The 12,548-nt window shown below is 66.1% G+C and carries 9 protein-coding genes; 4 read left to right on the forward strand and 5 right to left on the reverse strand.

Annotation, left to right across the window (positions count from 1 at the left end):
* The first annotated feature begins 20 nt into the window (after positions 1-20).
* A complete protein-coding gene (locus CSC94_RS00205) occupies positions 21-1,352 on the forward strand; it encodes a mechanosensitive ion channel family protein (protein WP_165784277.1) in 1,332 nt (443 codons plus the stop codon).
* A gap of 4 nt (positions 1,353-1,356) precedes the next feature.
* Here the strand turns inward: CSC94_RS00205 and CSC94_RS00210 are convergent, their stop codons facing one another.
* Positions 1,357-1,926, reverse strand: coding sequence for a peroxidase-related enzyme (locus tag CSC94_RS00210; protein WP_099302535.1), 570 nt, complete (start codon positions 1,924-1,926; stop codon positions 1,357-1,359).
* 260 nt (positions 1,927-2,186) lie between these two features.
* On the opposite strand from CSC94_RS00210, the gene CSC94_RS00215 reads away from it, so the two are divergent.
* Both CSC94_RS00215 and CSC94_RS00220 read left to right on the forward strand, forming a co-directional pair.
* Positions 2,187-6,959, forward strand: coding sequence for an NAD-glutamate dehydrogenase (locus CSC94_RS00215; RefSeq protein WP_099303887.1), 4,773 nt, complete (start codon positions 2,187-2,189; stop codon positions 6,957-6,959).
* A gap of 40 nt (positions 6,960-6,999) precedes the next feature.
* Positions 7,000-8,391 (forward strand): MFS transporter, encoded by a 1,392-nt coding sequence (locus CSC94_RS00220; RefSeq protein ID WP_099302537.1) that lies wholly within the window; start codon positions 7,000-7,002, stop codon positions 8,389-8,391.
* Between the two features lie 64 nt (positions 8,392-8,455).
* Here CSC94_RS00220 and rpsP read toward each other — a convergent pair whose 3' ends face one another.
* From rpsP to ffh, 3 genes are all read right to left on the reverse strand, one after another.
* Positions 8,456-8,860: a 30S ribosomal protein S16 gene (gene rpsP / locus CSC94_RS00225; protein WP_099302539.1), complete on the reverse strand. Its 405-nt coding sequence runs from the start codon at positions 8,858-8,860 to the stop codon at positions 8,456-8,458.
* Between the two features lie 69 nt (positions 8,861-8,929).
* On the reverse strand, positions 8,930-9,259 hold the full coding sequence (locus tag CSC94_RS00230) for a chorismate mutase (RefSeq protein ID WP_099302541.1): 330 nt from the start codon (positions 9,257-9,259) through the stop codon (positions 8,930-8,932).
* Positions 9,260-9,265: 6 nt separating this feature from the next.
* On the reverse strand, positions 9,266-10,834 hold the full coding sequence (gene ffh / locus CSC94_RS00235; protein ID WP_099302543.1) for a signal recognition particle protein: 1,569 nt from the start codon (positions 10,832-10,834) through the stop codon (positions 9,266-9,268).
* 375 nt (positions 10,835-11,209) lie between these two features.
* Between ffh and CSC94_RS00240 the strand changes: the two genes are divergently transcribed.
* A complete protein-coding gene (locus tag CSC94_RS00240) occupies positions 11,210-12,022 on the forward strand; it encodes a lytic murein transglycosylase (RefSeq protein ID WP_099302545.1) in 813 nt (270 codons plus the stop codon).
* A gap of 79 nt (positions 12,023-12,101) precedes the next feature.
* Here CSC94_RS00240 and CSC94_RS00245 read toward each other — a convergent pair whose 3' ends face one another.
* On the reverse strand, positions 12,102-12,512 hold the full coding sequence (locus CSC94_RS00245; RefSeq protein WP_099302547.1) for a nuclear transport factor 2-like protein: 411 nt from the start codon (positions 12,510-12,512) through the stop codon (positions 12,102-12,104).
* Positions 12,513-12,548 lie beyond the last annotated feature (36 nt).

Raw genomic sequence — 12,548 nt, forward strand, 5'->3', positions numbered from 1 at the left:
ACCGCAAGATGGGGGCGATCATGGACTATCTCGACACGCTGCGGGGCTGGGTGGAGCCCTGGGTTTCAACCGTCCTTGAATGGATGCGCGAGCCCGCCTTCTACGGTCAGATCGGCATCGTCCTCGCCGCGCTCCTGCTGGCCCGCATCGCCGCGCCGATCATCGTCCGCAAGACACCCGGCCTGAAGGACGAGCCGGTCGAGGGCCGGTTTCTCTACATCCGGCGCCTGCTCTTCCAGGGCCGCGATCTCGTCCGTCCCTTCCTCGCCGTGGCCCTGCTCGGCGCCGGGATCCAGGCCGCCGACGGCGCGCTCGGCTCCAGTTGGCTGATCCGCGCGGCGCAATCGCTGTCGCTGGCCTTCCTGCTCTATTCCGCCATCCAGCGCTTCATCGCCAATCCCCTCCTGCGCAGCGCCGGCACCTGGGTTGGCGTGCCGGCGGCCGTGCTCTGGGCCTTCGGCTGGCTCGACGACACGCTCCTCTGGCTCGATTCCGTGGCGATCGCCGTCGGCAACATCCGCCTGTCGGCGCTCTTCCTGATCAAGGGCGCCATCGCCGGGGCCTTCTTCTTCTGGCTCGGCCGCCATTCCAACGACTACGGCCAGAAGGTCATCAACCGACAGGAATCGATCGATCCGCCGACCCGGGAGCTGTTTTCAAAGCTGTTCGAGATCGCCCTCTTCGCGCTGATCGTCATCCTGCTCATGCAGGTGCTCGGCCTCGATCTCACCGCGCTGGCGATCTTCGGCGGCGCGCTCGGTGTCGGCCTCGGCTTCGGTCTGCAGCAGATCGCCTCGAACTTCATCTCCGGCATCATCCTGCTGCTGGAGCGCTCCATGGGTGCTGGCGACTACATCGAGCTGGACGACGGCCGCGCCGGCATCCTGTCGAAGATCAACATGCGCTCCTCCGTGCTGAAGACCTTCGACGGCAAGGAGATCATGGTGCCGAACGAGAAGTTCATCACCACCCGCTTCATCAACTGGACCCGCGATGACCCGAGCCAGCGCTTCGAGGTCGGCTTCTTCGTCCCCTACGGCACGGACCTTGCCCGCGTGCGCGACGTCGTCGACGCGGCCGTCGCCTCCGATCCGCGCGTCCTGACCGATCCGGAACCGCCGCAGACCGAAATCCGCCGCTTCGGCGAATACCGGATCGCCTTCGCCGTCACCTTCTGGGTCAGGGGCCTCGACGATGGCCCCAACCGCTTCTCCTCCGACATCAGCTTCCTGATCTGGCAGGCGCTGGGCGCCGCCGACATTCCCATGTCGGCAAAGCCCATGGGCCCGCGCCCGGGCGCGGGCGGCGGCGAGGACGAGGACCGCGACGACCGGCGCGAGAAGGCCGGCTGAACCGTCAGCGCGCCATGGCGTGATAGGCGTCGTTGGGCTGCATGTCGGTGGCCGCCGCCATGCGGTTCGACATGTTGAAGAAGGCCGCCGTCGAGGCGATGTCCCAGATGTCGCGATCGCTCCAGCCGGCCTCGCGCAACCCCTGCCGGTCCGCTTCCTCGATCTTGGCCGGCGCCTCGGTCAGCTTGACGGAGAAGTCCAGCATCGCCTTCTGCTTCGCCGTCAGGTCGGCGACCCGGTAGTTCATCACCATCTGCTCGCCGAGTTTCGGATCGCCCGACAGTTCCCGCACCGCCGCGCCGTGCGCCGTCAGGCAGTAGTAGCAGTGGTTGACCGACGAAACGGCCACCGCGATCATCTCGCGCTCCAGTTTGCTGAGGCCCGATTGGCCCAGCATGAGGTCGTTGTACATGTCGGTAAAGGCGCGCAGCTTCTTGTCATCGAAGGAATAGGCCTTCAGCACGTTCGGAACGAGGCCGAGCTTTTCCTCGCACTTGTCGAAATAACCCCTGGTCGCCTCGCTCACCGTGCCGAAGCCCGGAATATCGAGCGCGATGATCCTCTCCTCGCCCATGCCGTCATCTCCCTGAGATTTTACCGTTACAGATTGCCCGCGGGTCGCCAAACGAGCATTGTCTGTTACGATAAAGCAATTCCAGCGAAAGTGGGAACCGGTTTCGCCTCCGGAATTGCGAAGGGAAAATGCCGGATCCGGCGATGTTAGGAAACGCATTCGCGTTCCAGGTGGCCGGACCGAAAAAGACGGAGCATTGGCGCGAACGCCTGTTCGCGACGAATGCCCAAGGAACACAGGGAAGCGAGAGGGGAAACGTCATGGCGGCAGGCAAGTCGGGCAGCCGGAAGAAGGGCAGCCAGAAATCCGAGACCATCGTCCTCGACCTGTTCAGAACCCTCGCCGGGGCCGATGGCCAGCCGCCCTACGGACCGGATGCCATCGCCGCTGGTGCCGGCCTCGCCCACGATGCGCTTTGCCGGCACCGCCGGGGTCACGCGGTGGTGTCCCTGGAAAACCGTCCCGCCCTCGTGCAGGCTGGCAGGCCGGTCACGGCGATTACCGTGGTCAACGACAACATGCCCTTCCTGTTCGACTCGGTGATGGGCGAGATCAACGAGACCTGCGGCGAACTGTTGTTCGTCGCACACCCGGTTCTCGAGGTGACTTTCGAGGCCAAGGGCATTTGTGACATCCATGGCATCGCCAAGCGCCGCAACCCGGCTGACGGCCGCGATCTCGTGTCGATGATCCAGATCCACGTCGCCGAGATGGATGAGGCCGACATGGGCGCCCTTCGTGCCCGGCTGGAGGATATTCTCAAGCACGTGCGCCATTCCGTCCACGACTGGCGTGACATGCTTATCCGCCTCGATCACGCGATCAGCGTCTATCGTCATGCCCAGGATACGCTCGACCGCGCTGCCACCGAGGAGGCCGCTGCCTTCCTCGAATGGCTGCGCGACGACAATTTCACCTTCCTCGGCATGCGAGAATACGTCTGGCAGGGCGACGGCAAGACCGGCACCCTCAAGCGCAAGAGCGAGCGCGGCCTCGGCATCCTGCACGATCCCGACCTGCGCGTTTTGCGCCGTGGCGGTGCCGCCGTGACGACCACGCCGCAGATCCGCGAGTTCATGGCCGGGCCCGATCCGCTGATCGTCACCAAGGCGAACATCAAGTCGGTTGTCCACCGCCGCGCCTACCTCGACTACATCGGCGTCAAGACCTTCGACCGCAAGGGCATGCTGACCGGCGAACTGCGCATCGTCGGCCTGTTCACCGGTTCCGCCTACACCCACTCGGTCATGCGCATTCCGTTCATCCGCTCGAAGGTCCAGCAGGTCATGGCCGATCTCGGCTTCGACATGTCGGGCCATTCGGGCAAGGCGCTGATCAACATCCTGGAGACCTTCCCGCGCGACGAACTGTTCCAGATCGACCTGCCGACGCTGGAAAGCCATGCCCGCGCCATCCTGGCGCTCGGCGAACGGCCGCGCCTGCGCGTGCTGCCGCGCCCGGAGAAGTTCGGCCGCTACGTCTCGGTCATCATCTATGTCCCGCGTGACCGTTACGACAGCCAGGTTCGCGAACGCCTCGGCCATTATCTGGCAAAGGCCTACGACGGGCGCCTCTCCGCCTATTACCCTGACTTTCCCGAGGGCACGCTGGCCCGCGTCCACTTCATCATCGGCCGCGACGGCACGGAGCCGCCGAAGGTCGACGTGGCAAAGCTCGAAGCCGACATCCGCGACCTCGTGCGCACCTGGGAAGACGAACTGGCCGACGCCGCGCGGGAGAATGGCTACGACCACCAGACCCGCACCATGGCGGCCCGCTTTCCTGCCGACTACCGCGCCGTCACGCCGGCGGCCAAGGCCCTGCACGACGCCACGCTCCTGGCGGCGATCGCGGAAGACCGCCCCTTCATCGTCGACTTCTACCGCAACGACGACCATGCCGGCACCCACGCCGACCTGAAGATCTTCCATCGGGGCGAACCGGTTTCGCTCTCCGGCCGCGTACCGGCCCTGGAAAACATGGGTCTGCGGGTGATCGCCGAGCGCACCTTCCAGACGGAGGCCTCAGACGGCACCCCGGTCTTCATCCACGACATGGAAGTCGAAAGCGCCGCCGGCCGTATGATCGACCTCGACGACGAAGGCCGGTTGCTGGAAGACACCTTTGCCGCAGCCTCGCGCGGCGCCGTGGACGACGATGCCTACAACGGCCTGTCCCATTCCGCCGGACTGACGCACGAGCAGATCGTGATCCTGCGCGCCTATGGCCGCTACCAGCAGCAGGCCGGCAGCACCTTCGGCCAGCCGGTCATCGCGTCAGCCCTGAACCGCTATCCCGATATTGCCCGCGACCTTTACAACCTTTTCGACGCGCGCTTCGACCCGGCGAAGGCAAAGGGACGCGACGACGCCTGCGACCGGCTGCGCAAGTCGATCCTGGGCAAGCTCGACAACGTGCCGGGCATCGACGAGGATACGATCCTGCGCCGCTACCTGACGCTCATCGACGCCACCATGCGGACCAACCGCTATGCCGTGCCCGTTGACGGCGTGCCGGTGCGCCAGCTCGCCGTCAAGCTCGATCCGCGCGCCATTCCCTTCCTGCCGGCCCCGCGCCCGGCGCACGAGATCTTCGTCTACGGGCTGGACGTCGAGGGCGTCCACCTGCGCTTCGGGCCGGTCGCCCGCGGCGGCCTGCGCTGGTCGGACCGCCTGCAGGACTACCGCACCGAGGTGCTCGGCCTCGTCAAGGCGCAGCAGGTCAAGAATGCCGTCATCGTGCCGGTTGGCGCCAAGGGCGGCTTCGTGCCCAAGGCCCTGCCTGCCAATGGCAGCCGGGAAGAGATCTTCGAGGCCGGCCGCGCCGCCTACAAGTCCTTCATCTCCTCGCTCCTGTCGGTGACCGACAACCTGGACGGCAACGATGTCGTGCCGCCGAAAGGGGTGCAACGGCTGGATGGCGACGATCCCTATTTCGTCGTCGCCGCCGACAAGGGCACCGCCACCTTCTCCGACACGGCCAACGCGATCAGCCAGGCCTATGGTTTCTGGCTCGACGATGCCTTCGCTTCCGGCGGTTCGGCCGGCTACGACCACAAGAAGATGGGCATCACCGCGCGCGGCGCATGGGAAGCGGTCAAACGCCATTTCCGCGAGATGGACAGGGACATCCAGACGCAGCCCTTCACCGTCGCCGGCGTCGGCGACATGTCCGGCGATGTCTTCGGCAACGGCATGCTGCTGTCGCCATGCATCCGCCTCGTCGCCGCCTTCGATCACCGCGATATCTTCATCGACCCCGATCCCGATCCCGAGACCAGCTTCGCCGAGCGCAAGCGGGTCTTCGATCTCGGCCGCTCGAGCTGGCAGGATTACAACCAGTCCTTCCTGTCGAAGGGCGGCGGCGTCTTTCCGCGCAACCAGAAAATGATCAGGCTGCCGCAGGAGGCCGCCGAGGCCATCGGCCTGGACAAGACCGAGGCATCGCCAAACGAGATCATGTCCGCAATCCTGACCATGCGTGTCGACCTGCTCTGGTTCGGCGGCATCGGCACCTACATCCGCGCATCGAGCGAATCCAATGCCGACGCCGGCGACCGCGCCAATGATGCCATCCGCGTCACGGCCGCGGATCTGCACTGCAAGGTGATCGGCGAGGGCGCCAACCTCGGCCTCACCCAGCGCGCCCGCATCGAGTTCGGGCTGAATGGCGGCCGCTGCAATTCCGACGCCATCGACAACTCTGCCGGGGTCAATTCCTCCGACGTCGAGGTGAACATCAAGATCGCGCTGGCGGCCGCCATGCGCGATGGCAAGCTGAGCCGCAAGGCGCGCAACACGCTGCTGGAGAAGATGACCGGCGAGGTCGCGGACCTGGTGCTGGAGACCAATTACGACCAGACGCTCTGCATCTCGCAGACCGAAAGCCGCGGCATGGCCGACCTGGCATACCAGGCCCGCCTGATGGAGCACCTGGAAAACCGCCACCTGCTCGACCGCAAGGTGGAACTGCTGCCCGACCCCAAGGCCCTGTCGGAACGCCAGGCCCGCGGCGACGCCCTGACCCGCGCCGAGATCGGCGTCCTCGTCTCCTATGCCAAGCTGGTCCTCTTCTCCGATATCATGGCCTCGCCCCTGCCGTCCGACCCGCATTTCGAGCAGACGCTCATCGACTACTTCCCGGCCGAGATGCAGAAGAAATACGCCGGCGAGATCCGCGATCATCGCCTGCGCGCCGAGATCATCGCCACGGAACTGGCCAACGACGTCATCAATCGCGGCGGCCCGGCCTTCGTCATCCGCCAGCAGGACATGACGGGCAGATCGGCCGCCGAGGCCGCACGCGCCTTCGCCATCAGCCGTGACGGGTTTGGCCTCGATTCGCTCTATGAACAGGTGGACGCGCTGGACAACGTCATGTCCGGCCGCGCCCAGCTTTCGCTCTATGGCCGTATCGCCCGCACCGCGATGAACGCCACGGCCTGGCAATTGCGCAATGGCGATCCTGCTGCGCCGGTGGCCGCGGTCGTGGACGGACTCCTCGCGGCCCGCAAGGCGCTGGACCCGAACCTCGCAAGCCTGCTGCCGGCCTTCATGAAGGAGCGCCTCGCCGACCGCCAGGCGCGCATGAAGCACGAAGGCTGCCCCGCGGACCTCGCCAAGGCCATCGCCATGCTCGGGGCCGAGGAACTCATACCCGACATCATGCTCGTCGCCGATGCCGCCGGGGCGGCCCTCGACGCGGCGGCGAAATCCTATTTCGGCGTCACGGACCTCTTCCGTCTCGGGCGCATCGAGGATGCCGCCCGTGCCATCGCCACCGGCGACTATTACGACGGGCTTGCGCTTTCGCGCGCCGGTGCCATGATCGATTCCGCGCGGCGCGGAATCTCCATCTCGGTGCTGGCCGACCATGGCGGCGAGACCGATCCGGTTTCCGCCTGGAAGGCGGCGAACGAGGGGCGCATCCACCGCACGCGCGAACGGATCCAGGCGCTGCTGGAGTCCGGTGACCTGACCGTCTCGCGCATGACGGTGGCGGCCGGGTTAATGGGCGATCTTGCCGGATCTTGATGCAGGACCGCGGATCGCGGCGACAGGGGACGAACACAGAATGGAAGACATCGCGTCGCCGCGCGCCGACCGGAAGGGCATCTGGGGCTGGATGCTGTTCGACTGGGCGGCCCAGCCCTTCTTCACCGTGGTCACCACCTTCATTTTCGGACCTTATTTCATCTCGCGCATGGCCGCCGATCCGGTTTCGGGCCAGGCCGCGTGGGGCTACGCCGTCGCCGCTGGCGGCCTGGTCATCGCCATCCTGTCGCCGGTCCTGGGCGCGATCGCGGACCACACCGGCCCCCGCAAGCCATGGATCGGCTTCTTCGCCGTCATCAAGATTGCCGCGCTGATCACGCTGTGGTGGGCTGCGCCTGGGGCCAGCCTGTTCTGGGTCGCCGCCGCCTTCACCCTCGCCACCGTTGCCGCGGAATTCTCCATAGTCTTCAACGATTCCATGATGAACCGGCTGGTTCCGGAAAAGGAGATCGGCCGGATTTCCAACACCGCCTGGGGGCTTGGCTATCTCGGCGGCATGATCGTGCTGATCTTCGTCATCGCCTTTCTCGCCGCCTCGCCGGAAACCGGGAAGACGCTGATCGGCCTTCCGCCTCTCTTCGGGCTTGATCCGCTGCAGGGCGAGGACGCCCGTGCGACCGGGCCGATCTCGGCGCTCTGGTACCTGGTCTTCGTGCTGCCGATGTTCCTGTTCACGCCCGATGCCCGCCACGGTTCCAGCACCACCAACGCGGTCGAGGCCGGCCTGGCCGACCTCAAGACCACGCTGCGCGAATTGCGCCGGCGCACCGGCATTGCCCGCTTCCTGATCGCCCGCATGATCTACCAGGACGGCGTCAATGCCCTGCTGGCGCTCGGCGGAGGCTTCGCGGCCGGCATGTTCAACTGGTCGATCACCGAGATCGGCCTGTTCGGCATCATTCTCAACGTGGTCGCCATTCCCGGCTGCATCATTGCCGGCCGTTTTGACGAGGCCTTCGGCTCCAAGCGTATCGTGCTGATCTGCGTGGCCATGCTGCTCGTCGCCACCATCGGCATCGTTTCGACCGGTCCCGGCTTCACCGCCTTCGGCCTGGTGCAGTTCGGCGATGCCGACTCCGGCGGCCTTTTCGGAACCCCGGCTGAACTCGCCTACATCGGTTTCGGCCTGCTGATCGGCGCTGCCTTCGGCCCGGTCCAGGCTTCCTCGCGCTCCTACATGGCCCGCTCCGTCACGCCGGAAGAGACCGGCCGCTACTTCGGCATCTACGCGCTCGCCGGCCGCGCCACCAGCTTCCTCGCCCCTTTCCTCGTCGCCACCATCACCGCAACGGCCGCCTCTCCGCGCGCCGGCATGGCGGTGATCTGCCTGTTCTTCATCGTCGGCTTCATCATCCTTTACGCCGCGCCGAAACCGGCCGAGAACCGGGCCCAGTCGAACGCCGTGGAGTGAACGAAAAAGGCCGCCCCGGTCGGGACGGCCTTTTTGAATGTCTGCGAAGACAATCCGTTCCCGGTTACTCGGAAGCGGCTTCCTCGGCCGGAGCCTCGGCGGCAGCAGCGGCCTCGGCGGCAGCGGCAGCGGCTTCTTCCTCGCGCTGCTTCTGCTCGGCGATGCGCTCCTGGGCCTTCTTGCCCGGCTCGGCCTTCTGCGGGTTGTTGCGCTGGTCGCGCTTGGCAATGCCGGCCTGGTCGAGGAAACGCAGCACGCGGTCGGTCGGCAGGGCGCCGTTGTCGAGCCAGTGCTTGATGCGCTCTTCGTTCAGCGTCACGCGGTCGCCGTCCTTGGGCAGCATCGGGTTCCAGGCGCCGACGCGCTCGATGAAACGGCCGTCGCGCGGCGAGCGCACGTCGGCGATGACAATGTGGTAGTACGGGCGCTTCTTGGAGCCAGCGCGGGCCAGACGGATTTTCAGTGCCATGGTTTACTCCTGTCGATTCTGATCCGTTGAATGTCGTTCGTGTCTTCAGGCCGTCGGGGTTCGTGCCCCTCAGGCGGTTTCTTCTTCGTCCGCCGCCTTGGCCGCGATGGCCTCGTGGTGGCGGATCACCTCCTTGATGATGAAGGCGAGGAATTTCTCGGCGAAATCCGGGTCCATGCCGGCTTCGTCGGCCAGCCGGCGCAGCCGCTCGATCTGCTTCGCCTCGCGGTCCGGGTCCGACGGCGGCAGGTCATGCACCGCCTTCAGTTCGCCCACCTTCTGCGTGCAGCGGAAGCGCTCGGCCAGCGTGTGGATCAGCACCGCGTCGTAATTGTCGATCGACCGGCGGAGATCCTTCAGCACCTCGCGGGCGCGCGTCACGTCATCCGTCTCGCTCATCGCCCCTCACCTCTTCTTTCCGGGCAGCCCCGGCAGTTTGGGCCCGCCCAGCCCGGGCAATCCGCCCGGCAGGCCGCCACCGCCAAGGCCCGGCAGCTTCGGCGCGCCGCCGGCGCCGCCCATGCCCATGGCCTCGGCCTGCTTCTGCAGCGCTTCCAGTTCCTTCGGGCTCATCTTGGAAAGGTCCGGCATGCCGCCCATTCCCCCCATGCCGCCGAGCCCCATCTTGTTGGCCATGCCGCCCATCAGGCCGCGCATCATGCCGCCCTTCTTGCCCTTGCCGCCCATCGCCTTCATCATGTCGGCCATCTGGCGATGCATCTTCAGGAGCTTGTTGATCTGCGCGGCGTCGGTGCCCGAGCCGGCAGCAATGCGCTTCTTCCGGCTGTGCTTGAGCATGTCCGGGTTGGACCGTTCGGCCGGCGTCATCGACTGGATGATGGCGATCTGGCGGCCGAACATCTTGTCGTCCAGGCCCGCCGAGGCCATCTGGTCCTTCATCTTGCCCATGCCCGGCATGAGCCCCATGATGCCGCCGAGACCACCCATCTTCTGCATCTGGCGAAGCTGGTCGGCGAGGTCGTCCAGGTCAAACTTCCCCTCCTGCATCTTCTTCGCCATCGCGGCGGCTTTTTCCTGGTCGATCGTCTCGGCGGCCTTTTCCACCAGGCTGACGATGTCGCCCATGCCGAGGATGCGGTCGGCGATCCGCTTGGGATGGAATTCCTCCAGCCCGTCCATCTTCTCGCCGGTGCCGATCAGCTTGATCGGCTTGCCGGTGACCGCGCGCATCGAAAGCGCCGCACCGCCGCGCCCGTCGCCGTCCATGCGGGTCAGCACGATGCCGGTGATGCCGACACGCTCGTCGAAATTGCGGGCCAGGTTGACGGCGTCCTGGCCGGTCAGCGAATCCGCGACCAGCAGGATCTCGTGCGGGTCCGACACCTTACGGATGTCGGCCATCTCCACCATCAGCGGCTCGTCGATATGGGTGCGGCCGGCGGTGTCGAGAATGACGACGTCGTGGCCGCCGAGCTTGGCTGCCTGCACCGACCGCTTCGCGATGGCGACCGGGTCCTGGCCCGCCACGATCGGCAGAGTCGCCACGCCCGTCTGCTCGCCGAGCTGCTTGAGCTGCTCCTGCGCGGCCGGCCGGCGCGTGTCGAGCGAGGCCATGAGCACCTTCTTGCCCTGGCGTTCGGTCAGCCGCTTGGCGATCTTGCCCGTCGTCGTTGTCTTGCCCGAGCCCTGCAGGCCGACCATCATGATCACGACCGGTGCCGGCGCGTTCAGGTCGATGCCCTGGCTGTCGGAGCCGAGCATCTCGACGAGCTCGTCATGGACGATCTTGACGACCTGCTGGCCAGGCTTGATCGACTTCAGCACATCCTGGCCGACCGCCTTGTTGCGCACGCGGTCGGTGAACGAGCGCACGACGTCGAGCGCCACGTCCGCCTCGATCAGCGCGCGCCGCACCTCGCGCAGCGCCGCGGAGACATCCGCCTCCGAAAGCGCGCCGCGGCCGGTGAGGCCGTTCAGGATTGATCCGAGCCGGTCGGATAAGCTCTCAAACATCGTCCAGTCCTTGGGTTCCGGGTTCCATGCCCCCGGAGATAACAATCACGGCGCGGATTTCCAGATCGCCAAAGCGGTATGGCGCCCGGGGGCGCATCGCGCTGCCGGGCGTTGACCTCCAGGTTTGCGGGGCGTCCCGCCTCCTGGTCGGCGCGTCGGAGTTCTCACTCGTCGCGGAAAGTCGAGGCTCATTAAGCCCCTGACGGCCACAAGTCAAGTCTCGCCGGCCTTCGCCCGTCATCACCTTGCCATGATCGGTTGCAGGAATGAGGCAGCGGCTTCGTCGCCAAGACTTGAAACCACACGATGACAAATCCCGCAAACGCTGGCAAGTTCACGCGGGGTAACCGAATCATTCCCCGGAGGACGAGATCGATGACAATCCGTAGCCAAGCCATGGCCACAGCCATAGCATGTGCACTTCTTGCGGCCCCGGGTGCCGCGTACGCTGCCAAGTGCGGCAATTCATCTTCAGGTTTCGAAGCCTGGAAGTCGCAGATGGCGGCAGAAGCGCAGGCGGCCGGTGTCGGCCAGCGCGGGATCGCCGCACTGATGGCCACCCGCTACGCCAATGACACGATCGCCGCCGACCGCGGGCAGAAGAGCTTCAAGTACTCGCTGAAGAAGTTCATGCAGGTGCGCGGCTCCGCCACCATCGTCAAGAAGGGCAAGCGGCTGAAGAAGTCCAAGGCCGGCCTGTTCCGCAAGATCGAGGCCAGCTACGGCGTTCCGGCCGGTCCGCTGATCGCCATCTGGGGCATGGAAACGGCCTTCGGCGGCTTCCAGGGCAAGTCCAACCTGCTGTCGGCAACCGCCACGCTCGCCTATGACTGCCGCCGCTCCGAATTCTTCACCGGTCATCTTCTGTCGGCGCTGAAACTCGTCGACCGTGGTGTCCTGTCGAACCGCACGGTCGGCGCCAAGCATGGCGAATGGGGCCAGACGCAGTTCCTGCCCGGCTCCGTCGCCCGCTACGGCGTCGATTTCGACGGCGGCGGCCTGAACCTGTCGGGGTCCAGTGCCGATGCCCTGGCCTCGACAGCCAATTTCCTGCGCGCCCACGGCTGGCGCCCGGGCGCCGGCTACAAGGCCGGCCAGCCGAACTACGGTGCCATCCAGGGCTGGAACGCCGCCACGGTCTACCAGCAGGCCATTGCCATCATGGCCGCCCAGATCGACGGCCTGTAAGCGGCAGCACCATCGGAAACGGAAAAGCCGGGCATCGGGCCCGGCTTTTTCATGCCTGCGCGCAATCCGTATTCGGCAGTTAGAACCCTTCGCAGGCCTGGCCGGCTTCCGTCTGGACGCTCCGGGCGATCTGGTCGCCTGCGAAGGTGAAGGTCTCGCGCACTTCCATCTCGCTGTCGGGAAACCGGTAGCAGGCGAGCGCTGTTGCGCTGTTGCCCTCCGCCGATTCCAGCTTCCAGGCAATCGATCCCCCGTTGATGGCGTCGCGCCATTCCTCCAGGCTGTCGAGGAATTCCGCCTTGGTCTGCTCGACCCCGATGTCTTCCAGAACGATGACCGCGTCATCGCTCAGCATCGCCGAAATCGCGGCATCGTCGCCGGTCTGCAGTTCGGCGTACCAGCGGTCGAGCACGGCGGCCGGGTCGGCGAGCAGCGGCGACGCGGAAAGGATCAGGCAGGCAGCGGCCAGCAGGCGCAGCAGACGGGTCATGGCGAAACGCGCTCCGGAAGTGTGGGACTGCCCTGA

Source organism: Zhengella mangrovi (genome assembly GCF_002727065.1).
GTDB lineage: Bacteria > Pseudomonadota > Alphaproteobacteria > Rhizobiales > Rhizobiaceae > Zhengella > Zhengella mangrovi.

Excerpts from the sequence above, each read along its gene's own strand:
- CSC94_RS00215 (WP_099303887.1), top strand. The coding sequence starts at position 2,187 with ATGGCGGCAGGCAAGTCGGGCAGCCGGAAGAAGGGCAGCCAGAAATCC.
- ffh (WP_099302543.1), bottom strand. The coding sequence starts at position 10,834 with ATGTTTGAGAGCTTATCCGACCGGCTCGGATCAATCCTGAACGGCCTC.
- CSC94_RS00220 (WP_099302537.1), top strand. The coding sequence starts at position 7,000 with ATGGAAGACATCGCGTCGCCGCGCGCCGACCGGAAGGGCATCTGGGGC.
- CSC94_RS00245 (WP_099302547.1), bottom strand. The coding sequence starts at position 12,512 with ATGACCCGTCTGCTGCGCCTGCTGGCCGCTGCCTGCCTGATCCTTTCC.
- rpsP (WP_099302539.1), bottom strand. The coding sequence starts at position 8,860 with ATGGCACTGAAAATCCGTCTGGCCCGCGCTGGCTCCAAGAAGCGCCCG.
- CSC94_RS00230 (WP_099302541.1), bottom strand. The coding sequence starts at position 9,259 with ATGAGCGAGACGGATGACGTGACGCGCGCCCGCGAGGTGCTGAAGGAT.
- CSC94_RS00210 (WP_099302535.1), bottom strand. The coding sequence starts at position 1,926 with ATGGGCGAGGAGAGGATCATCGCGCTCGATATTCCGGGCTTCGGCACG.
- CSC94_RS00240 (WP_099302545.1), top strand. The coding sequence starts at position 11,210 with ATGACAATCCGTAGCCAAGCCATGGCCACAGCCATAGCATGTGCACTT.
- CSC94_RS00205 (WP_165784277.1), top strand. The coding sequence starts at position 21 with ATGGACTATCTCGACACGCTGCGGGGCTGGGTGGAGCCCTGGGTTTCA.